General features: G+C 68.6%; 20 protein-coding genes. 15 read left to right on the top strand and 5 right to left on the bottom strand.

Going from position 1 to position 21,293, the window contains the following annotated elements:
- Positions 1 to 57 precede the first annotated feature (57 nt).
- Entirely contained in the window at positions 58 to 957 is a 900-nt protein-coding gene (locus DNK52_RS01450; protein WP_110239905.1) for a tyrosine recombinase XerC, read from the top strand.
- Here DNK52_RS01450 and DNK52_RS01445 read toward each other — a convergent pair.
- Positions 920 to 1,570 carry a murein hydrolase activator EnvC family protein gene (locus DNK52_RS01445; RefSeq protein ID WP_110238834.1) on the bottom strand — a complete coding sequence of 217 codons (651 nt, stop codon included), beginning with the start codon at positions 1,568 to 1,570 and terminating at the stop codon, positions 920 to 922. The genes DNK52_RS01450 and DNK52_RS01445 overlap by 38 nt on opposite strands.
- A gap of 414 nt (positions 1,571 to 1,984) precedes the next feature.
- On the opposite strand from DNK52_RS01445, the gene rpsB reads away from it, so the two are divergent.
- The 7 genes from rpsB (at position 1,985) to rlmN (ending at position 7,801) form a co-directional block, all read left to right on the top strand.
- Positions 1,985 to 2,950 carry a 30S ribosomal protein S2 gene (rpsB, locus tag DNK52_RS01440; RefSeq protein WP_110238832.1) on the top strand — a complete coding sequence of 322 codons (966 nt, stop codon included), beginning with the start codon at positions 1,985 to 1,987 and terminating at the stop codon, positions 2,948 to 2,950.
- Between the two features lie 41 nt (positions 2,951 to 2,991).
- Positions 2,992 to 3,804 (top strand): translation elongation factor Ts, encoded by an 813-nt coding sequence (gene tsf / locus DNK52_RS01435; protein WP_110238830.1) that lies wholly within the window; start codon positions 2,992 to 2,994, stop codon positions 3,802 to 3,804.
- A 123-nt stretch (positions 3,805 to 3,927) separates the two neighbouring features.
- Positions 3,928 to 4,644 (top strand): UMP kinase, encoded by a 717-nt coding sequence (gene pyrH / locus DNK52_RS01430; RefSeq protein ID WP_204163327.1) that lies wholly within the window; start codon positions 3,928 to 3,930, stop codon positions 4,642 to 4,644.
- Between the two features lie 103 nt (positions 4,645 to 4,747).
- Complete coding sequence (gene frr / locus DNK52_RS01425) at positions 4,748 to 5,302, top strand: ribosome recycling factor (protein WP_204163380.1); 555 nt, start codon at positions 4,748 to 4,750, stop codon at positions 5,300 to 5,302.
- Between the two features lie 12 nt (positions 5,303 to 5,314).
- On the top strand, positions 5,315 to 6,190 hold the full coding sequence (locus DNK52_RS01420; protein ID WP_110238824.1) for a phosphatidate cytidylyltransferase: 876 nt from the start codon (positions 5,315 to 5,317) through the stop codon (positions 6,188 to 6,190).
- A gap of 77 nt (positions 6,191 to 6,267) precedes the next feature.
- Positions 6,268 to 6,636: a hypothetical protein gene (locus DNK52_RS01415; protein ID WP_239455314.1), complete on the top strand. Its 369-nt coding sequence runs from the start codon at positions 6,268 to 6,270 to the stop codon at positions 6,634 to 6,636.
- Between the two features lie 40 nt (positions 6,637 to 6,676).
- Complete coding sequence (gene rlmN / locus DNK52_RS01410) at positions 6,677 to 7,801, top strand: dual-specificity RNA methyltransferase RlmN (RefSeq protein ID WP_110238822.1); 1,125 nt, start codon at positions 6,677 to 6,679, stop codon at positions 7,799 to 7,801.
- Here rlmN and DNK52_RS01405 read toward each other — a convergent pair.
- Positions 7,795 to 8,874 (bottom strand): LOG family protein, encoded by a 1,080-nt coding sequence (locus tag DNK52_RS01405; protein WP_110238820.1) that lies wholly within the window; start codon positions 8,872 to 8,874, stop codon positions 7,795 to 7,797. The two genes, rlmN and DNK52_RS01405, sit on opposite strands and share 7 nt — an antisense overlap.
- Positions 8,875 to 8,952: 78 nt before the next feature.
- Here DNK52_RS01405 and DNK52_RS01400 point away from each other — a divergent pair, with 78 nt between their 5' ends.
- Both DNK52_RS01400 and DNK52_RS01395 read left to right on the top strand, forming a co-directional pair.
- Positions 8,953 to 10,398 (top strand): M1 family metallopeptidase, encoded by a 1,446-nt coding sequence (locus DNK52_RS01400; protein WP_110238818.1) that lies wholly within the window; start codon positions 8,953 to 8,955, stop codon positions 10,396 to 10,398.
- A gap of 79 nt (positions 10,399 to 10,477) precedes the next feature.
- Positions 10,478 to 12,361 carry a propionyl-CoA synthetase gene (locus DNK52_RS01395; RefSeq protein WP_110238816.1) on the top strand — a complete coding sequence of 628 codons (1,884 nt, stop codon included), beginning with the start codon at positions 10,478 to 10,480 and terminating at the stop codon, positions 12,359 to 12,361.
- A gap of 74 nt (positions 12,362 to 12,435) precedes the next feature.
- Here DNK52_RS01395 and metZ read toward each other — a convergent pair whose 3' ends face one another.
- The gene (gene metZ / locus DNK52_RS01390) at positions 12,436 to 13,632 is read right to left on the bottom strand and encodes an O-succinylhomoserine sulfhydrylase (protein ID WP_110238814.1); all 1,197 of its coding nucleotides are present in this window, start codon (positions 13,630 to 13,632) and stop codon (positions 12,436 to 12,438) included.
- An 87-nt stretch (positions 13,633 to 13,719) separates the two neighbouring features.
- On the opposite strand from metZ, the gene DNK52_RS01385 reads away from it, so the two are divergent.
- From DNK52_RS01385 to DNK52_RS01365, 5 genes are read left to right on the top strand one after another with little or no spacing between them, the layout of a single operon-like run.
- Positions 13,720 to 14,850, top strand: coding sequence for a 1-deoxy-D-xylulose-5-phosphate reductoisomerase (locus DNK52_RS01385; RefSeq protein ID WP_239455313.1), 1,131 nt, complete (start codon positions 13,720 to 13,722; stop codon positions 14,848 to 14,850).
- Positions 14,847 to 16,196 (top strand): M50 family metallopeptidase, encoded by a 1,350-nt coding sequence (locus tag DNK52_RS01380; RefSeq protein WP_110238812.1) that lies wholly within the window; start codon positions 14,847 to 14,849, stop codon positions 16,194 to 16,196. Before DNK52_RS01385 ends, DNK52_RS01380 begins: the two co-directional genes overlap by 4 nt.
- A gap of 59 nt (positions 16,197 to 16,255) precedes the next feature.
- Positions 16,256 to 17,407 (top strand): flavodoxin-dependent (E)-4-hydroxy-3-methylbut-2-enyl-diphosphate synthase, encoded by a 1,152-nt coding sequence (ispG, locus tag DNK52_RS01375; RefSeq protein ID WP_110238810.1) that lies wholly within the window; start codon positions 16,256 to 16,258, stop codon positions 17,405 to 17,407.
- A gap of 11 nt (positions 17,408 to 17,418) precedes the next feature.
- Positions 17,419 to 18,246 (top strand): GNAT family N-acetyltransferase, encoded by an 828-nt coding sequence (locus DNK52_RS01370; protein WP_239455312.1) that lies wholly within the window; start codon positions 17,419 to 17,421, stop codon positions 18,244 to 18,246.
- 47 nt (positions 18,247 to 18,293) lie between these two features.
- Positions 18,294 to 20,063 (top strand): proline--tRNA ligase, encoded by a 1,770-nt coding sequence (locus tag DNK52_RS01365; protein WP_110238805.1) that lies wholly within the window; start codon positions 18,294 to 18,296, stop codon positions 20,061 to 20,063.
- Between the two features lie 244 nt (positions 20,064 to 20,307).
- Here DNK52_RS01365 and DNK52_RS01360 read toward each other — a convergent pair whose 3' ends face one another.
- Positions 20,308 to 20,733 carry a DUF4439 domain-containing protein gene (locus DNK52_RS01360; protein ID WP_110238803.1) on the bottom strand — a complete coding sequence of 142 codons (426 nt, stop codon included), beginning with the start codon at positions 20,731 to 20,733 and terminating at the stop codon, positions 20,308 to 20,310.
- Positions 20,730 to 21,260 carry a hypothetical protein gene (locus DNK52_RS01355; protein ID WP_110238799.1) on the bottom strand — a complete coding sequence of 177 codons (531 nt, stop codon included), beginning with the start codon at positions 21,258 to 21,260 and terminating at the stop codon, positions 20,730 to 20,732. Before DNK52_RS01355 ends, DNK52_RS01360 begins: the two co-directional genes overlap by 4 nt.
- Positions 21,261 to 21,293 lie beyond the last annotated feature (33 nt).

Genomic DNA, 21,293 nt, shown 5'->3' with positions numbered 1-21,293 from the left:
GTCGAGGAGCCCTTGGTCGCCCCCGTGGACCAGGACGATCCGGGGCTGCCCGAGTCGATGGCCCGAATCCTGGGGGAGTACGAGCGCCACCTCGTGAGTGAGCGAAACCTGACGGCCCACACCGTGCGCGCCTACGTCAATGACGTCGCCGGGATGCTTGAGCACGCCCGCCGGATGGGGTGCGACAACGTCGACCAGGTGGACCTGCGCACCCTGCGGAGCTGGCTCGCCCGGCTCCAGTCGACCGGTCGGTCGAAGGCCACGGTCGCTCGCCGAGCGAGCGCGGTCCGGGTCTTCACGAACTGGTTGTCCCGCACAGGTCGGGCTGCGCAGGACTCCGGAGCGCTGCTCCTCTCTCCCAAACTCGCTCGTACGCTGCCCCCGGTCCTGCGGGTCGACGAGGCCGCGGACCTGATCGCCGGAGCGAGTGCAGCCGCCGATGACGGCAGCGCGGTGGGGGTCCGCGACGTGGCCATCCTCGAACTCCTCTACGCCACCGGCGTCAGGGTCGGCGAGTTGGTCGGCCTCGACATCGACGACGTCGATGGTGACCGGCGTGTCATCCGGGTCTTCGGCAAGGGGCGCAAGGAGCGGAGCGTTCCGTACGGCCTCCCCGCCAGTCAGGCGGTGGAGCGGTGGTTGCGCACCGGTCGCCCGCAGTTGGCCACCGAAGCCTCAGGTCCGGCCCTCTTCCTGGGGGCGCGCGGGGGACGCATCGACCCTCGGGTGGTGCGCGAAATGGTCCACCGGCGGATGGAACAGGTCCCCGGAGCGCCTGACATCGGGCCGCACGGACTGCGCCACACCGCTGCGACGCACCTGCTCGAGGGTGGTGCGGACCTGCGTTCGGTCCAAGAACTGTTGGGTCACTCATCCCTCGCCACCACCCAGCGGTACACCCACGTCAGCACGGATCGCCTCAGGAAGGCCTACGGCCAGGCCCACCCACGGGCCTGAACAGAGCCCAGGGGTGCTGTCCGGGCCCGTACGCCAGCGTGCCCGCTCCGGGAAGCAGCGGAGGGCGGACCGCTTGGCGCGTCGATCCCGCCGACCCAGCGCTCCACAGGGGCAGCAGCCGGATCCGGGTACGTCCCACCAGACCCATCGGGTCGAGGTACTCGGATCCGCGACGCCATCCCCAGTGCAAACAGGTCCGTGGTGCGCAGTGCGAGCCGGTGGGGTGCAACCACCCGATAGGTTCTCCGGCCGTCACGGCAGTCCCCACCCGGAGGTTGCTCAGGACCGGTTCGTAGGTGGTCCGGGTCTCTCCGTGGGACAGCGTCACCACACCGCGTCCCGCGATCCTCCCGGCGAAGGAGACGGTCCCCGCGACGGGTGCTCGCACAGATTGGGCTGGGCGACCGAGCAGGTCGACCCCGCGGTGACCTGCCTCCCAGCGCGCTCCCGGCAGGTCGAAGCCCCTGCTCACCGGCGGATCCGGGTCGAGTGGCCACACGCCGGACGCGGTCAGGTCTCGCGGCGGCGGGTCGGTGTCGGCGACAGCCGCCGGTGCCTGGAGGACCCCCAGCAGGAGAGCGGAAATGCTGACTGTGGTCAGAAAGGGACGCATGGAAGGATCGTGTCGGCCCGCCGCTCCGCACAGGGGGTGCAGCGTCAGGCCCCTGTGGAGGACGCCGGACCACGCAGGCCTGTGGGACTGTCGTGGCGACGCCCATGGGGGACTGGCCGCAGGGAAACCGGGCCGCCTGTGCGATTGGTCCCGGGGAGTCCCGGTGTCGTACTCTGTGCGAAGCAGCCCTCACGGGCTGACTTCGCACGCCTGCACACCACGACGGGGTTGAGTCAGACCCCGGCAACTCGTGGGCACGGTCCTCAGTTCCGCTCCCTCGGGAGCGGGTCGGGTCGCGCGCGGGCGTCAGGGCAACCGACAACCGTCGCGCGCACCAACTGAAAACACCACGCAGCGCCCGTACGCCCGGCTCGCCGGAGCGGGGGTGACCTGCGCCTGACACAGGAGAATCACATGGCAGTCGTGACCATGCGCCAGATGCTCGAGAGTGGTGTCCACTTCGGACACCAGACCCGTCGCTGGAACCCGAAGATGAAGCGCTTCATCCTCACCGAGCGCAACGGCATCTACATCATCGACCTGCAGCAGTCGCTGGGCTACATCGACCGCTCGTTCGCCTTCATCAAGGAGACCGTCGCCAAGGGCGGCACCGTGATGTTCGTCGGTACGAAGAAGCAGGCCCAGGAGGCCATCGCTGAGCAGGCCACCCGCGTCGGCATGCCCTACGTCAACCAGCGTTGGCTCGGCGGCATGCTCACCAACTTCCAGACGGTGCACCAGCGCATCAACCGTCTCAAGGAGCTCGACGAGATCGACTTCGAGGACGTCGCCGGCAGCAGCCGCACCAAGAAGGAGCTGCTGCAGATGCGTCGCGAGCGCGACAAGCTCAACAAGTCGCTCGGCGGTATCCGCGAGATGACCCGTACCCCTTCGGCCATCTGGATCGTCGACACGAACAAGGAGCACCTCGCCGTCGAGGAGGCCCGCAAGCTCAGGATCCCGATCATCGGTATCCTGGACACCAACTGCGACCCCGACCAGGTTGACTTCCCGATCCCGGGCAACGACGACGCCATCCGCGCCGTCGGCCTGCTGACCCGCGTGGTCGCCGACGCCGTCGCCGAGGGTCTCGTCGCCCGCTCCGGTGCCAAGACCGGTGCCCAGGCTGCTGAGCCGCTGGCCGAGTGGGAGCGCGAGATCCTGGCCGGCGAGTCGACCGGTGCGCCTGCCTCGACCGAGACCGCCGCTGCTGAGACCACCGAGGCTGCTCCGGCCGCCGACGAGACCCCGGCCACCGAGGCTGAGGTCACCGAGGCTCCCGCCGCTGAGACCACCGAGGCCGCTCCGGCTGCCGACGAGGCCCCGGCCGCCGAGGCTGAGGTCACCGAGGCTGCTCCGGCAGCCGACGAGACCAACTGACCTTCGTCAGCCCGCGAACGACAACTTCGAGGAAGAGGATCATGTCCAACTTCACCGCAGCCGACGTCAAGAAGCTCCGTGAGCTCACTGCCGCCGGCATGATGGACTGCAAGAAGGCGCTCACCGAGGCCGAAGGTGACTTCGACAAGGCAGTCGAGCTGCTCCGCGTCAAGGGTGCGGCCAAGGCCGCCAGCCGTGCCGCCGAGCGCGAGACCTCTGCCGGTCTCGTGGTCAACGCCGGTGGCGCCCTGGTGGAGCTGAAGTCGGAGACCGACTTCGTCGCCAAGAACGCCGACTTCATCGCCACTGCCCAGAAGATCGCCGAGGCTGCTGACGCTGCCAAGGCCAGCGACGTCGACGCCCTCAAGGCGGTCGAGCTCGACGGCAAGACCGTCGGTGAGGTCGTCGAGGGTCTGGCCATCACGATCGGCGAGAAGATCGAGCTCGGTCAGGTCGCGTACTTCGACGGCAACGTCGTCACGTACATGCACAAGCGTGCCGCTGACCTGCCGCCCGCAGTCGGCGTCCTCGTCGAGTACGAGGGTGACGAGAGCGCTGCCCGCGGTGCCGCCATGCAGGTGGCCGCCATGAAGGCGCAGTTCCTGACCCGCGACGAGGTCGACGCCGACGTCGTCGCCAAGGAGAAGGACGTCCTGACCAAGAAGACCATCGAGGAGGGCAAGCCGGAAGCGGCTGTCGCCAAGATCGTCGAGGGTCGTCTGGGCGGGTTCTTCAAGGAGATCGTGCTTCTCGAGCAGGAGTCGGTCACCGAGAGCAAGAAGACTGTCAAGCAGGTCCTGGACGCTGCTGGCACGACCATCTCGCGCTTCGCTCGCTTCGAGGTCGGTGCCTGAGTCCTTTGCGGCTCGCATGACCAGTCACAAATCCGAGGAGGCCGGTTCGATGGATCATGCAGTGATCTTCGAGCCGGCCTCCTCGTGTCTGCTCCACCAGTGATCGACCCGAAAGGAACCGGCGTGACCGCCTACAACCGCGTACTGCTCAAGCTCTCTGGTGAAGTCTTCGGAGGGGGCCAGGTCGGCGTCGATCCCGACGTCGTCGCCAAGGTCGCCCGGCAGATTGCCGAGGTCGTCCGCACCGGCGTCGGCGTCAGCATCGTCGTGGGCGGGGGCAACTTCTTCCGCGGGGCCGAGATGCAGCAGCGCGGCATGGACCGTACGCGTGCCGACTACATGGGCATGCTCGGCACGGTCATGAACTGCCTGGCCCTCCAGGACTTCCTGGAGAAGGAGGGCATCGAGACCCGGGTCCAGACCGCCATCACCATGGGTCAGGTCGCGGAGCCCTACATCCCGCGCAAGGCGATCCGGCACCTCGAGAAGGGGCGCGTCGTGATCTTCGGCGCCGGCGCCGGTATGCCGTTCTTCTCCACCGACACCGTCGCCGCGCAGCGCGCGCTCGAGACCCACTCAGAAGTCGTCCTGATGGCCAAGCAGGGTGTCGACGGGGTCTACACCGCCGACCCGCGCGTCGACCCCACCGCCACCAAGCTCGACACCTTGAGCTTCCAGGACGCTCTGCAGCGCGGCCTCAAGGTCGCCGACGCGACCGCCTTTGCCCTCTGCATGGAGAACGACATGCCGTTGATCGTCTTCGGCATGGAGGACGAGGGCGCGATCCTCAAGATCGTGCAGGGTGAGAAGATTGGCACGCTGGTGAGCAAGCAGGGCTGACCGGCACCTGCAGGACCCAGCGACACACGAGCCACACAGCGACATCGCGGAGCGATCCGCACCAGACCGCGCCACGAGTGCACATCGAGAGTAGGTAGCCGTGATCAACGACATCCTCCGCGAAGCCGAGCAGAAGATGGACAAGACCGTCGAGTCGACCCGTGAGGACTTCACGACGATCCGTGCCGGGCGCATCAGCCCGACCGTGTTCAACAAGATCCTCGTCGACTACTACGGTTCGTCGACGCCTCTGCAGTCCTTGGCGACCTTCACGTCGCAGGACGCCCGGACGATCCTGATCGCTCCCTTCGACCAGAGCGCTGTCGACGCTGTCGAGCGCGCCGTGCGCGACTCCGACCTGGGGGTCAACCCCTCCAGCGACGGTCGCGTCCTGCGTTGCGTCTTCCCCGAGCTGACCGAGGAGCGTCGCAAGGAGTACGTGAAGCTCGCCCGGAGCAAGGCCGAGGACGGCCGCGTCGCGGTACGCAACGTGCGTCGTACGGCCAAGCAGAACCTCGAGAAGCTCGAGAAGGACGGCGAGGTCGGCAAGGACGAGGCCTCCGGTGCTGAGAAGCGCCTCGACGGCCTCACCAAGGCTCACACGGACGCCGTCGACGAGATGCTGAAGAAGAAGGAAGCTGAACTGCTCGAGGTCTGAGCGGCACCCACGATGACGAACCCAGCACCTGTGGCCCAAGGGCCCAAGAAGGACCACGGCCGAGCCGGTCGCAACCTCCCGGCTGCGATCACGTCCGCGGTGATCCTGCTCGCGGGCGTGGCAGCGAGCCTGTGGTTCTGGAAGACCGCGTTCATCTTCGTGGTGGCGGTCGCGATCGTGGTCGGGATCTGGGAACTGGGCCGCGGGCTGCGGGCCAAGGAGATCGACGTCCCGGAGCAACCGCTCATGATCGGTGCCGTGGTGATGATCCTCGTCGCCTACTTCTCCGGAGCTCCCGCCCTCGTGACAGCCACCGCGGTGACCGCCCTGGTCACGATGTTGTGGCTCCTGAGGCGCGGTGTCGACGGGTTCGTGAAGAACGCCACGGCGTCGGTCTTCGTGCTGATCTACCTGCCCTTCCTGGCCTCCTTCGTCGGCCTGATGCTCTCCGAGGGTGGCGCCGTCGACTTCGAGCGGTGGGACAACGGCGTCAAGGGCATCGTCGTCTTCATCCTCGTGACGGTCGCCTCGGACACCGGCGGATACGTCGCCGGTGTCCTCTTCGGCAAGCACCAGATGTCTCCGGTGATCTCGCCCAAGAAGTCGTGGGAGGGCTTCGCCGGCTCGGCGATCGCCTGCGTCGCAGCGGCTTGGTTCCTCATCACGACCTTGCTCGACGGCGAGGCCTGGGTCGGCGTCCTGGCCGGCCTGATCGTCGTGGCCATGGCCACCATGGGAGACCTGATCGAGTCGGTCATCAAGCGCGACCTCGGGGTCAAGGACATGTCCCAGGCCATCCCCGGACACGGGGGCATCATGGACCGCCTCGACTCGTTGCTGGCCACGATCGCCCCGGTCTGGCTCCTGCTGCACTACCTGGTCTTCTGACGCAGGCCCCTTCCCGCGGCCACGCCCGGGAGCGGCACGAACGCGACTGGGCCGGTCGGCGCGCCTAGGATGCTCGCATGAGCGAGATCCAGGACGAGCAGGCACGCGACCTGGTGCCCGAGCCTGACCAGACCTCTCCCACGGACTGGTGGCACCGGGACCACCCCACGTTCACCGCCCTGAGCGGCTTCTTCTCGGGCATGTTGTTCGTCACAGCGGTTCCGGGTGGATTCGCCGGCGTGCTCCGCCTCCTGCTGCCTTTCGAGCAGGCGGAGCGCTGGTTCCCCCTCGTCGCGCTCGCGCTCGTGCTGCCCGCAGGGCTCCTTGTCGCTCGGAGGACCCGGCGGTTCGGCACCTACATGCTGATCGGGATGGTCCTCACCGGCCTCGTGGTGCTGGGCGTGGCTTCCCTCGTGCTGTGGTTCATGGTGGAGCTCGACAGCTGAGGTTTCGCCTCGACCGGGTGCGGGTGGGAGGATGGGGGAGATGTCTGACTCGCCTTCACTCCTGCCTCTCGTCTTCGACGAACCGCGCGGCCGCAAGAAGCCTCCGCGCCACCTGGCCGACCTCGACGAGGCCGGGCGCAAGGAGATGCTCGTCGACGCCGGCCTGCCCGGCTTCCGCGCCAAGCAGCTCTCCACCCACTACTTCGCCCGTCTGGTCAACGACCCGGCCGAGATGACCGACCTGCCCGCTGGCCAGCGGGACGAGTTGGTGGCCGCACTGCTGCCGAAGTTGATGGACCCCCTCAAGGTCCAGACGGCCGACAGGGGGACCACCGTCAAGACCCTCTGGAAGCTCTTCGACGGAGCCCTGGTCGAGTCGGTCCTGATGCGCTACAAGACCCGCACGACCGTCTGCGTCTCCAGCCAGGCCGGTTGTGGCATGGCCTGCCCCTTCTGTGCCACCGGCAAGGGCGGTCTGCAGCGCAACATGTCGACCGCCGAGATCGTGGAGCAGGTCGTCTCCGCCAACCGGACCATGGCCAGCGGCGAGGTTCCGGGTGGGCCGGGTCGGATCTCCAACGTCGTCTTCATGGGCATGGGCGAGCCCCTGGCCAACTACAAGGCAGTCGTAGGCGCCGTACGCCGCCTCACCGATCCGACCCCGGCCGGACTCGGCATGAGTGCCCGGGGCGTCACGGTCTCCACCGTGGGCCTGGTGCCGCGGATCAACCAACTGGCTGACGAGGGCATCCCGTGCACCCTCGCACTGTCTCTGCACGCGCCCGACGACGAGCTGCGCAACGAGCTGGTGCCGATCAACACCCGGTACTCGGTCGCCGAGACCGTCGAGTCGGCGTGGAACTACGCGCGCAAGACCAAGCGCCGGGTCTCCATCGAGTACGCGATGATGCGCGACATCAACGACCAGGCTCACCGTGCCGACCTGTTGGGCGACGTCCTGAACTCGTACGGCGACTGGGCGTGGGTGCACGTCAACCTGATCCCGCTCAACGAGGTGCCGGGTTCGAAGTACACCCGCTCGCGGGACGAGGACATGCGCGAGTTCGTACGCCGCCTCGAGGCCAAGGGGATCAGCACCACGATCCGCGACACGCGTGGCGACGAGATCGACGCTGCCTGCGGTCAGCTGGCCGCCACTCAGTGACCGGCCACCACCTCGGTGGCCTCCTCCACGGTGTCGACGAGGTGGACGTGCTCCTCCATCGCGCGGCCGCGTGACAGCGCCTTGAGGAGATTCCACGCCGGGACGGTCTCGGTCCAGTGCTCGCGGCCCACCAGCACCATGGGAGCGACGGCCGACTCGTCGGCGTAGTAGTTCTCGCAGGCGTCCTGGAAGACCTCCTGGAGTGTTCCTGCGGCGCCCGGCAGGAAGACGATCCCGCGGTCGCAGACCGCCAGCAGGATCGCCTCGCGGGTGGCGTTGCGAAAGTACTTGGCGATCGCCGTGGCGAACGGGTTGGGCGGTTCGTGGCCGTAGTGCCACGTCGGGATCCCCAGGGTCTGGCGTCCTTCGGGCCAGGCGGCGAGCACGTCGAAGGCAGCCTTCGCCCAGCTCCCGACATCCGGGGTGAAGGAGGGTGCGGCGGCCAGCGTCCCGAGGGCCTCGGCGAGCACCTCCGTCGGCTCGTCCGCCAGGTAGGCGCCGAGGTTCGCTGCCTCCATGGCCCCCGGACCCCCACCGGTGGTCACGACCTGCCCCTGCCCCAGGGCGTGCCCGAGCCGGGCCGCGAAGGCGTACTCCGAGCGTCCTCTCTCCAGTGCGTGCCCGCCCATCACGCCCACCAGGTGACGGCCCTCGATCCACCGGGTGAGTGCCTGGTCGATGGCGTGGTCGTGCAACGAACGGGCCAACTCGGGGTCGATCCCGGCGCACGACCAGGCGTACGCCCGGGCGTCCAAGGAGTCGGGATAGTGGGGAGTGTCGAAGAGCTCCCCCGGGGTGTAGAGCTCGGTCCGGTAGGTGTTCACCGGGGTACCCGGCAGAGCCGGGAAGACGATGGCACCGCGTTCGACCAGGTCCTGTGAGACACCCTGCGCGAAGGTGCACCCCAGGAAGAGGGCGCCGTCGACCCGAAGGTTGGCAAGGACGTCAGTCCGCTCCTCCAGATCGATTCCGCGGAGGCGCCACCCGCTCAACGAACTCGCTCCTCGAGTCAGCCGCAGGTCGAACTCGGCGAGTGAGTCGACCTCGAGCACCCGTCCACGCATCTGTCGCATCCGAGGAACTTAGCGCCCTCCGGGGTCCGTCGCAGGCCTTGGGCGGTCGGTCGTGGTGGGAGCGATTACCTTGTGAACATGATGACTGGGGCAGTGCGGTTGAAGGCGATGGCGCTGGGGTGCGTCGCCGCAGTCCTGATCGGGCTGTGCGCACCTGTCCTGGGCGCTGCCGGGCCGGGGACGGGAGCTCGCGGGATCGGAGACTCCTACTTCCCGCTGGACGGCAACGGTGGTGTCGACGTCACCCACTACGACGTACGGGTCCGGTACAGCTTCTCGTCACGTCGGCTCGAGGGGCGCGCCGTCCTCACCCTGGTGCCGACTGTCGACCTCGCACGTTTCAACCTGGACCTGCTTCTGCGTGCCACCGGGGTGTCGGTCGACGGAAGGCCCGCCCGGCACCGCAGGGACGGCAAGCACGAGTTGGTCATCAGGCCCGCTAAGCGTCTCCAGGCCGGGGTCCCGGTCAAGGTGGTCGTCCGTTACCGCGGCCGTCCCGGGGAGGTCTCCTACCGCGGGGAGAAGAGCTGGGCCGCCACCAGGCACGAGGTGGCGGCGGTCAACCAGCCGCACGTGGCCGCGTTGTGGTTCCCGGCGAACGACCACCCCAGCGACAAGGCGACCTTCGAGATCGCGGTGACCGTGCCGCGCGGCAAGGAGGTCATCTCCAACGGACACCTCGTACGCAAGGTCAAGCGGTCCAGGACCGCGACCTGGCACTGGCGTTCCCGTGATCCGATGGCCACCTACCTGGCCTACTTCGTGGCGGGGGACTTCACCATCGAGAAGGGGGAGCGGGCGGGTCGCCCTTGGTTGAACGCCGTCTCGCAGCGACTGGGCAGGTCCCAGCAGCGCGTTGCCCTGCGGCAGCTGCGTCGCGGCGCAACAGTGGTGGCCAGGCTCGAGAAGGACCTCGGTCCCTATCCCTTCGAGACGACCGGGGGCGTGGTGACCTCCCTGGACCTCGGCTTCGCCCTGGAGAACCAGACCCGACCCGTCTACGCCGGCCTGGCCCGGGACGAGGAGTGGTTGGTGGTCCATGAGTTGGCGCACCAGTGGTTCGGAGACAGCGTCTCCCTGCGACGTTGGCGCGACATCTGGCTGAACGAAGGGGCCGCCACCTTCATGGAGCTGCGCTCCGACGAGCGGACCCGAGGAATCGACGCCGAGGCGTGGCTGGACCAGGAGTGGGGCTCGTACGGGCCCGGCCACCCGATGTGGCGGATCCGGATCGGCGACCCGGGCCCCTCGCGGCTCTTCGCGGACGCGGTCTACGTGCGCGGCGGCATGACCATGCAGGCACTGCGCAACAGGATCGGCGAGCGAGACTTCTGGACGCTCCTGAGGACGTGGCTCGCCGAGCACCGCAATTCGACCGCGACCGGACGTGCCTTCGAGAAGATGGCGGCCAGCGTCAGCGGTCAGGACCTGGACTCCTTCTTCGACGCATGGTTGCGGACGCCGCGTCGTCCCGCGCGCACGGCTGACAACGGGCTGGCTGTCTCCGGACCGGCCACCGGTTGAACCTGCCCGTTCGTCGCGCGCACGCGACGTTTCGGCGGTGAGGGTGTCGCTCGTCCCACGAGGAGGGCACGATGGGCACATGGATTATCGCGAGGCGTACCAGCAGTCGGTCAGCGACCCTGAAGCCTTCTGGGCCACCCAGGCCGGGCTCGTGGACTGGTTCCGCAAGCCGAAGCAGATCCTCGACTCGAGCGGTGCGCCGTTCCACCGGTGGTTTCCCGACGGCACCCTCAACACCTGCTACAACGCTCTGGACCGCCACGTCATCAAGGGTGCCGCGGAGCGCACCGCGCTGATCTACGACTCCGCGGTCACCGGCAACAAGCGCTCCTACACCTACGCCCAACTCCTCACCGAGGTGGCTGCCTTCGCCGGTGTGCTGCAGAACCTGGGCGTGGAGCAGGGCGACCGCGTCGTGATTTACATGCCGATGATCCCCGAGGCCGTGATCGCCATGCTGGCGTGTGCCCGGATCGGCGCGGTGCACTCGGTGGTCTTCGGTGGGTTCGCCCCCCACGAGCTCGCGATCCGCATCGACGACGCGGCCCCCACCGTCGTGGTCAGCGCCAGCTGCGGGATCGAGCCGTCCCGGGTCATCGAGTACAAGCCGATGCTCGACAAGGCCTTGGAGCTGGCCACCCACGTGCCCGCTGCAGTCGTGGTCAAGCAGCGCCCCCAGGCCGAGGCGACGCTGGTCGAGGGCCGTGACGTCGACTGGGACGTCGCCATGCACGTCGGGCGGTCGGACCCGGCAGGCTGCGTCGAGGTCAAGGCAACCGACCCGCTGTACGTGCTCTACACCTCCGGGACGACGGGCAAGCCGAAGGGGATCGTGCGCGACAACGGCGGTCATGCGGTCGCGATGGCGTGGTCGTTCCCGAACATCTACGGCTGCGACGCAGGAGACGTGTGGTGGGCGGCTTCCGACGTCGGCTGGGTGGTGGGCCACTCCTACATCGTCTACGGCCCGCTCATCAGCGGGGCCACGACGGTCCTGTACGAGGGCAAGCCGGTCGGCACCCCGGACGCCGGCGCGTTCTGGCGGGTGATCGACGAGCACCGGGTGAAGGCGCTCTTCACCGCACCGACCGCGATCCGGGCGATCAAGAAGGAGGACCCCGACGGGTCCTTGGTCGCCGAGCACGACATCTCCAGCCTGGAGACTCTCTTCCTCGCCGGTGAGCGGCTCGATCCCGACACCTGGGCATGGGCGGGGGAGAAGCTCGGCGTCCCGGTGGTCGACAACTGGTGGCAGACCGAGACCGGGTGGCCGATCGCCTCCAACCTGCGCGGTCTCGAGCCGATGGAGATCAAGCCCGGCTCGCCGTCGGTCGCGGTCCCCGGCTTCGACGTCCGTGTCCTCGACGGGGCAGGGACGGAGGTGCCGCCCGGCACCGAGGGTGCGATCTGCATCAAACTGCCGATGCCGCCCGGCACCCTGGCGACCCTGTGGGGGGACGATGACCGGTACGTCTCCTCCTACCTCTCCACCTTCGACGGCTTCTACCTCTCCGGTGACGGCGGGTACGTCGATCCCGACGGCTACCTCTACGTGATGGGCCGCACCGACGACGTGATCAACGTCGCCGGGCATCGACTCTCGACCGGATCGATGGAGGAGGTCATCTCGCAGCACCCCGCCGTGGCGGAGTGTGCGGTGATCGGGGTCGCCGATCCGATGAAGGGACAGCTCCCCCGCGGCTTCGTCGTCCTCAAGAGCGGCGTGGAGGCCGACCCCGACGACATCCGGGAAGAGCTCGTGGCCCTGGTGCGCTCCGAGATCGGCGCGGTCGCGGCGTTCAAGGAGGTCGTGGTGGTCGGCGGGTTGCCCAAGACCCGGAGCGGCAAGATCCTGCGTCGCACGATGCGCGAGATCGCGGACGGCAAGGAGACCCCGGTGCCCAGCACCATCGAGGACGAGGGCGTCCTCGACACCCTGCGCCCCGTCCTGCGCGGCGAGTAGACCCGACGCGCCGGGCTCAGCAGCCCAGCGCGCCCGACGTACTGGCTCAGTCCAACGCGCTCAGTCCCACACGTTCAGTCCAACGCGCTCAGGGCCTGCTCGAGGTCGGCGACCAGGTCACGGACGTCCTCCAGACCGACGGAGAGACGCACGGTGCCGTCGGTGATGCCCGCGGCTGCTCGTCCCTCGGGGCCGATCCGGCGGTGGGTCGTGGTGGCCGGGTGGGTCACCAGTGACTTCGCGTCGCCGAGATTGTTGGAGATGTCGAAGACCTCGAGCGCGTCCATGAACGCGAAGGCCTCGGCCTGGCCGCCGTCGACCTGGAGGGTGACGACGGTGCCGCCCCCGGTCATCTGACGTGCGACCAACTCCTTCTGGGCGAAGGAGTCGAGCAGGGGGTGCATCACCTTCGTGACCCGCGGGTGCTCCTCGAGCATGCGCGCGATCGTCTCGGTGTTCGCAGCCATCTGGCGCACCCGCAGGTCCAGGGTCTCCAGTCCCTTGAGCAGCACCCAGGCGTTGAAGGGGGAGAGCGAGGGGCCCAGGTTGCGCAGGATCATCTCGATCTCGTCCTTGATGAACTCCTGCGGCCCCAGCACCGCGCCGCCCATCACCCGACCCTGACCGTCGATGTGCTTGGTGGCGGAGTAGACGACGACGTCGGCCCCGTGGTCCAGCGGTCGGGAGAAGACCGGGGTGCCGAAGACGTTGTCCACGATCACCAGCGCGCCGGCGGCGTGCGCCAATTCGGAGACCGCGGCGATGTCGACCAGTTCCAGCATCGGGTTGGACGGGGTCTCGAAGAAGACCGCCTTCGTCGGCACCGAGAGGGCCTCGGCCCAGGCTGCGTTGTCGGTGGGGTCGACCAGGACGGTCTCGATGCCCCAGCGCGGCAGGTACTCGTTGACCACCACGAGGCAGGCGCCGAACATGGAACGGGAGGCGACCACCCGGTCGCCCGCACGGCAGGCGCCGACCAGAGCAGCGAAGACCGCTGCCATCCCGGAAGCAGTGGCGCGGCACGCCTCGGCACCCTCGAGCGCGGCCAGACGGTCCTCGAACATGCGCACGGTCGGGTTGGTGTAACGGGAGTAGACGTCGTGCACCAGGTCACCGGCGAAGGTGTCGGCCGCCGCCTGGGCGGTGGGAAAGACGTAGCCACTGGTGAGGAAGAGTCCCTCGGAGGTCTCGTCGAAGCCGGTGCGCGCCAGTCCAGCTCGTACGGCCTGGGTGGCCGGGTGCCAGTGGGACGTGGGTCGCTCATCACTCATGTCACGAGATTGCCACACCTCGAGCAGGAGAACCCACGTCGGTGTGCGAGGCGATACTTCGGCGCCCACGCCTGAGACACTGGTGCGGTGAAGCGACGCGACGTGGTCATCCTCGGCAGCACTGGTTCGATCGGCACCCAGGCCCTCGAGATCGTACGGGCCAATCCGGAGAGGTTCCGGGTGGTCGGAATGACTGCGGGGGGCGGCAACAGGGAGCTCTTCGAAGCTCAGGTGGCCGAGTTCTCCCCGGTCCGCTCCGGCCTGGGGGAGGAGGCCTCCGTCGAGGCGGCCTCCATGGAGGCTGCCGTGGTCCTCAACGGCATCACCGGTGCGGTGGGCCTCCGCCCGACGCTGGCTGCCCTCGAGGCCGGCAACGTGCTCGCCCTGGCCAACAAGGAGTCGCTGATCATGGGCGGTGAGGTGGTGACGCGGGCAGCCGCCCCCGGCCAGATCGTCCCGGTCGACTCCGAGCACTCAGCCCTGGCCCAGTGCCTGCGTTCGGGGAGCGGTGGCGAGGTCGAGAAGCTCGTCCTGACTGCGTCCGGGGGACCGTTCCGCGGACGTACGCGCGACCAACTCGCCGACGTGACGCTCGCGGAGGCCCTCAACCATCCGACCTGGGACATGGGTCCCGTCGTGACGATCAACTCGGCCACCCTGGTCAACAAGGGCCTGGAGGTGATCGAGGCCCATCTGCTCTTCGACATCGGCTTCGACCGGATCGAGGTCGTCGTGCACCCCACCTCGGTCGTGCACTCGATGGTCGAGTTCACCGACGGTTCGACGTTGGCCCAGGCCAGCCCGCCGACGATGCTGATCCCGATCGCCCTCGGTATGGCGTGGCCCGACCGCGTGCCCGGTGCCGCCCCCGGCGTCGACTGGACGACCGCGCAGACGTGGGAGTTCATCCCGCTGGACGACGAAGCCTTCCCCGCGGTCTCCCTGGCTCGCCGGGCCGGCGAACAGGCCCGGACGGCCCCTGCTGTCTACAACGCGGCCAACGAGGTGTGTGTGCAGGCGTTCCGTGACGGCGACCTCGGGTTCGTCGACATCATTGACGTGGTGGGTGCCACGCTGACCGCGCACGACGTAGGCTCCTACGAGCAGCCCCTGACGCTGGATGAGGTCTTGGCTGCCGACGCCTGGGCCCGCGAGGAAGCGGGCCGGTTGGTCGCCGCCACGCAATCGTCCACGCACGGGGAGAAGCACCGCCGATGACCGTTCTGCTCTACGCCCTCGGGGTGGTGATCTTCGCCCTCGCGTTGGTGATCTCGATCGCCCTGCACGAGGTCGGGCACATGGTGTTCGCCAAGAAGTTCGGCGGCAAGGTCACGCAGTACTTCGTCGGCTTCGGGCCCACCGTGTGGAGCAAGCAGGTCGGCGAGACGGAGTACGGCCTCAAGGCCATTCCTCTGGGCGGCTTCGTGAAGATCGTGGGCATGCTTCCTCCCGGTGCGGAGGAGATCGCGGAGCCCGTGGGCTTCGACGAGGCCGGAGAGCCGATCCACCGGATCCGCAAGTCCAACACCGGCATGTTCACCCAACTGGTCTCCGACGCCCGCACCGCCGAGTGGGAGACGATCACCGCCGAGGACGAGAGCCGCCTCTTCTACCGCATGGCGTGGTGGAAGAAGGTGACCGTGATGGCCGCCGGCCCCGCGGTCAACATCGCGATCGCGTTCGCCATCTTCGCCCCGCTCTTCGCGACCTACGGCAACTCCACCGACATCCGGGTGGACCCGGTGGTCGCCGACGTCTCCGCCTGTGTCGTGCCGGCCGCCGAGAACGAGCGGGTCTGCACGCCCCAGGATCCGGTCGCGCCGGCTCGCGCAGCTGGCATTGAGCCGGGTGACGAGATCCTCTCCTTCAACGGCGTCCCCGCCGCCGACTGGGAGTCCCTCCAGGAGACCATTCGCGCCAACGACGACGGCCGGGCCGAGATCGTGATCCGACGCGACGGGGCCGAGCAGACGGTGGTCACCAACACCACGGTCGCTGCTCGTCCCACGTCGGCCGACGACGCGACGCTGGTCCAGGTGGGCTTCCTCGGAATCAGCCCGACGACCTCGCTGCAGACCGGCGGTGTGCTCTACACCCTGGACCAGATGGGGACGATGACGGTGCGCACCCTGAACGCGCTGGTCGACCTGCCCGCCAAGGTGTGGGCAGTCGGGAAGGCGATCGTCGGCCTCGAGGATCGCGACCCGATGGGTCCGGTCTCCATCGTCGGCGGAGGTCGCCTGGCCGGTGAGGCGGTGTCCCACGACGTGATCGAGTGGGCCGACAAGGGCGCCTACCTGCTGATGCTCATCGCCGGCTTCAACTTCTTCATCGGCATCTTCAACTTCGTACCTCTGCTTCCGCTCGACGGCGGACACATCGCGGGAGCCCTGTACGAAGCAGTACGTCGGGGCCTGGCCAAGCTGTTCCGGCGTCCGGACCCCGGTCACTTCGACGTCGCCAAACTGCTGCCTGTCGCCTACGTCGTCGGCATGTCACTGCTCGTGATGGGTGTGGTCCTGATCGTCGGCGACCTCGTGGTGCCGGTCCGTCTCGACGGCTGAGCCCATCTGCCACGCACCGGATGGGGAACGGTCACCGCTTCGGCAGTAACCTTGGCCTCATGACTTCCATCGGTCTGGGCATGCCCGCACTTCCGCCCCCGGTCCTGGCTCCGCGTCGCAAGACCCGACAGATCAAGGTGGGGTCGGTCGGGGTCGGCAGCGACCACCAGATCTCCGTCCAGTCGATGACCACCACACTGACCTCGGACATCAACTCGACCCTGCAGCAGATCGCCGAGTTGACCGCCGCCGGATGCGACATCGTCCGCGTCGCCTGCCCGAGCACCGACGACGCCGAGGCGCTGCCCGCGATCGCGGCCAAGTCGCAGATCCCGGTGATCGCTGACATCCACTTCCAGCCGAAGTACGTCTACGCGGCCATCGACGCCGGCTGTGCGGCTGTCCGGGTCAACCCGGGCAACATCCGCCAGTTCGACGACCAGGTCAAGCAGATCGCGAAGGCCGCCAAGGACCGCGGCACCTCGATCCGGATCGGCGTCAACGCAGGTTCGTTGGACAAGCGGCTGCTCGAGAAGTACGGCAAGGCCACCCCGGAGGCTCTCGTCGAGTCGGCCGTGTGGGAGGCCGGCCTCTTCGAGGAGCACGACTTCCACGACTTCAAGATCTCGGTGAAGCACAGCGACCCCGTCGTGATGGTGCGCGCCTACGAGATGCTTGCCGAGCGCGGTGACTGGCCCCTGCACCTGGGCGTCACCGAGGCCGGGCCGGCCTTCCAGGGCACCATCAAGTCGGCCACCGCCTTCGGGGCGCTGCTGGGACGAGGCATCGGCGACACCATCCGGGTCTCTCTCTCGGCCCCGCCGGTCGAGGAGGTCAAGGTCGGCCTGCAGATCCTGCAGTCGTTGAACCTGCGTGAGCGCAAGCTCGAGATCGTCTCCTGCCCCAGCTGTGGCCGTGCCCAGGTCGATGTCTACACCCTCGCCGAGCAGGTCACGGCCGGTCTCGAGGGCATGGAGGTGCCGTTGCGGGTGGCCGTCATGGGGTGCGTGGTCAACGGACCCGGTGAGGCCCGTGAGGCCGACCTGGGGGTCGCCTCCGGCAACGGCAAGGGCCAGATCTTCGTGAAGGGCGAGGTCATCAAGACCGTCCCCGAGTCGATGATCGTGGAGACCCTGATCGAGGAGGCCATGCGCATCGCCGAGGGCATGGAGGCCGTCGAGGGTGCTGCTGCGGAGGTCTCGGTCTCCTGAGCAGCGAGCACGTGCGCGTCCTGGGTCGCGCCGACCTCGCAGCGTTCCTGGCCCTCTCGGCGCAGGATCCGACGGTCAACGTCTTCGCCGAGTACCGGGCTCGCAGCACGGCCCTCGAGCCGCGCTGGTTGGGCGGGGAGGTGTGGGGCCGGTTCGTCGACGGAGAGTTGGTGGCAGCGTGCCACGCGGCCGCCAATCTGGTGCCCGTCGGGTGCGACGAGGAGTCGGCGCGCGTGTTCGCCCGTCACGCACGGGAGCAGCGGCGGCGGCCGACGACGATCGTCGGGCTCAGCGACGCGGTGGGCTGGTTCGTGGACGAGCTGGACGGCGCGTGGGGGACCCCGCGTGACGCCCGCTGGCAGCAGCCCCACCTGGAGTACGTGGGCCCGTCGAGGATCGACCCCGACCCCTGGGTGCGCGTCAGCACGATGGCGGATCTCGAGGTGCTCTACCCGGCCTGCGTGGCGATGTACACCGAGGAGGTCGGCACCTCGCCCGAGGTCGCCGGGGGTGCCGAGCTCTACCGCGCCCGGGTCAAGCAGTTGATCGGACGGCGGTGGTCGTTCGTCAGGTTCGACGACGACGGTCGTCTGCTCTTCAAGGCGGAGGTGGCCTGCGCGTCGCCGTACGCCGCCCAGGTCCAGGGGGTCTGGGTCCCGCCCGAGCTGCGCGGCCGAGGCCTGGCGAGCGCGGGGATGGCGGCGGTGGCCGAAGCCGTACGGGAGGAGATCGCGCCCGTGGTCGCGCTCTACGTCAACGAGTGGAACACTGGCGCTCGGCGTGTCTACGAACGAGTCGGCTTCGTGGAGACGGCCCGCTTCTCCACGCTGATGTTCTGATCACCGCTGGTTCACGGCCACGGAGGCCGCGCCAGTAGCCTGAGCCCATGATCATGCGGATGTCACAGCTCTTCGTACGCACGCTCCGTGACGACCCGGCTGACGCTGAGGTCCCGAGCCACCGTCTGCTCGTGCGAGCGGGCTACATCCGCCGGGCGGCGCCGGGCATCTACACCTGGCTCCCGCTGGGGCTCAAGGTGCTGCGCAACATCGAGGCCGTGATCCGCGAGGAGATGAATGCGATCGGTGCGCAGGAGATGCTCTTCCCGGCGCTGCTGCCCAAGGAGCCGTACGAGGCCACCGGACGGTGGGAGGACTACGGCGACAACCTCTTCCGCCTCAAGGACCGCAAGGGCGGCGACTACCTGCTCGGCCCGACGCACGAGGAGATGTTCACCCTCACGGTGAAGGACCTGTACAACTCGTACAAGGACCTCCCGCTCTCGATCTACCAGATCCAGACGAAGTACCGCGACGAGGCCCGGCCGCGCGCAGGCGTGCTTCGCGGTCGCGAGTTCGTCATGAAGGACTCCTACTCCTTCGACATCGACCAGGCCGGGTTGGACCGTTCGTACGGCGCGCACCGCGAGGCCTACATCAAGATCTTCGACCGGCTCGGTTTCGACTACGCGATCGTGAAGGCCACGGCCGGTGCGATGGGGGGCTCGGCGAGCGAGGAGTTCCTGGCCAGGGCCGAGGTGGGCGAGGACACCTACGTGAAGTGCTCCCACTGCACCTACGCGGCCAACGTCGAGGCCGTGACGGTGCGCCCGCCGGCTGCCCGGGAGACCGATGGTCTCCCCTCCGCCCACGTCGAGGACACCCCGCAGACCCCCACCATCGGCGCCCTGGTCGATCACCTCAACGAGGCGTACGCCCGGGCTGACCGCCCCTGGACCGCGGCGGACACCCTGAAGAACGTGCTCGTCATGCTGAAGCACCCCGACGGCAGGCGTGAGCCGCTCGCCATCGGCCTCCCCGGTGACCGCGAGGTCGACGCCAAGCGTCTGGAGGGACAGCTCGAGCCGATCGAGGTCGAGCCCATGGACGACGTGGAGCTGAAGAAGCACGCTTCGCTCGTGCGGGGATACATCGGCCCGCGGGTGCTGGGGGAGGAGTCGACCTCCGGCATCCGCTACCTGGTCGACCCTCGGGTCGTCGACGGGACCAGTTGGGTCACCGGTGCCGACGTGGAGGGCAAGCACGTCATCGACCTGGTGGCAGGACGTGACTTCACTGCGGACGGCACGATCGAGGCCGCCGACGTCCGGGACGGGGACGAGTGCCCGAACTGCATCGAAGGGACGCTCTCCTCTGCCCGCGGCATCGAGATGGGCCACATCTTCCAGCTCGGCACCCGTTACGCCGAGGCCCTGGGGCTCCAGGTCCTCGACGAGAACGGCAAGCTCCGCACGGTGACGATGGGCTCGTACGGCATCGGCCCCTCGCGCGCCGTCGCCGCCATCGCCGAGGACACGCTCGACGAGATCGGCCTCTGCTGGCCCCGTGAAGTCGCCCCCGCCCAGATCCACATCGTGGCCGCGGGCAAGGACGCGGGCATCTTCGTCGAGGCCGAGCGCATCGCGACCGCTCTCGACGCCCAGGGGATCGAGGTTCTCTACGACGACAGGGCCGGCAAGATCAGCCCCGGGGTGAAGTTCAAGGACGCCGAGCTCATCGGAGTCCCCACCATCGTGACCGTGGGTCGAGGGCTGGCCGACGGCACCATCGAGGTGAAGGACCGCCGCAGCGGCGAGCGTACGGAGGTGGCGGTGGCCGACGCAGTGGAGCACCTGGTCGACCTCGTGCGTGGCTGACACGGAGTGTCACACAGTGTTGCGCGTTTACGCACTGCAAGAACATGCAACTCCAGACCCCTTCCGTAGGGGGCCCGCATGCTGCAAACTCATGTCAGTGGCGAATCCTCGACCCAGATTTGTCCACAGGGGTTGTTGCTGACCAACCCCGACAGGTGGCCCGCGTGTCTCGTTGCGTCGGGGGGGATCTCGGGACTCCCCGCGACGCACGAGACCGCGGGTCGCTCTTCGTAGCCGGGGAGGCTCAGAGTTCGGGTGCCCCCGGGAAGGGCTCGGCAGGGGCTCCCCACTGGGTCAACGCCACCGCGGACTCCGTGAGTGCGGCGATCGCCCAGGTGCGTACGTCGTCGGTGCTCTGGCCCACCAGGGCGGCGTACGTCTGGGCGCACCGCCGTTCGGACTCCGTCCCGCTCGCGCGGACCGCGGTCGCCGTGCTGAGGTCGGTGGGGAGCAGGTACGCGCTCTGAGCTGCGACAGGGTCGACACCCAGGCCGCGCAGCACGGAGGTCAGGTATTCCCGACGCCCGCGGTGGGCGCGGTGCCGAGCGGTGAGCAAGGCGTGCAAGACCGGGTCGTCGGCCACCGAGGTGATCCCGCCCAGGGCCGCGAAGAGGTGCACGGTCGCGTGCTCGGCGCCGAGGGAGTCCTGGAGTGCCGAGGTCGTGCTCATGACTCCCCCGTTCCGGTCAACACAGCCAGATGCTGCTCAACGCCAGCCGCCAGCACCGCGAACAGTCTGGCCAGGGCGCCGCTCTGGGACATCGCTGCTGCAGCCGCCAGGGCTGAGACGTGCGCCTCTTCAGTGGTGCGGACACGAGTCATCGCAGCGCGTGCCGAGGCCGGCACGGTCGCAGGGTCGGCGGAGGACGGATCGTTGGGCACGGTGCTGGGCGTACTGCTGGGAGTGGGGGTGGCGTCACCGACCAGCACCCGGTGGTGCGCCGTGTGACACTCGCGCAACGCGGCGAGCCGCGTGCCGAGAGGCGGGTGCGCGAGGGCCGTGGCAGCGAGAAGTGCCTGCAGCTCCTCGATCTGGGCCGCCATGGCCTCCACCCGTCGCCGGTCCGGGTCGGCAGCGCCGGAGCGCTCCTGGTCAGCACCGTCCAGAGGCAGGCAGGCGCTCGTGGACCCGGCCGCCAGAACGGCCCCGGCGCCCACCATCACGGCGCGTCGGGTGGGGTGCGAGATGGAGGACACATCGCGGAGCCTAGCGGCGTGCGCGGACGTGGC

The organism is Nocardioides gilvus (genome assembly GCF_003194605.1).
In the GTDB taxonomy this organism is placed as follows: Bacteria; Actinomycetota; Actinomycetes; order Propionibacteriales; family Nocardioidaceae; genus Nocardioides; species Nocardioides gilvus.
Note: the sequence above shows the minus strand (reverse complement) of the source record. Positions and strands in the feature narration are given on the sequence as shown.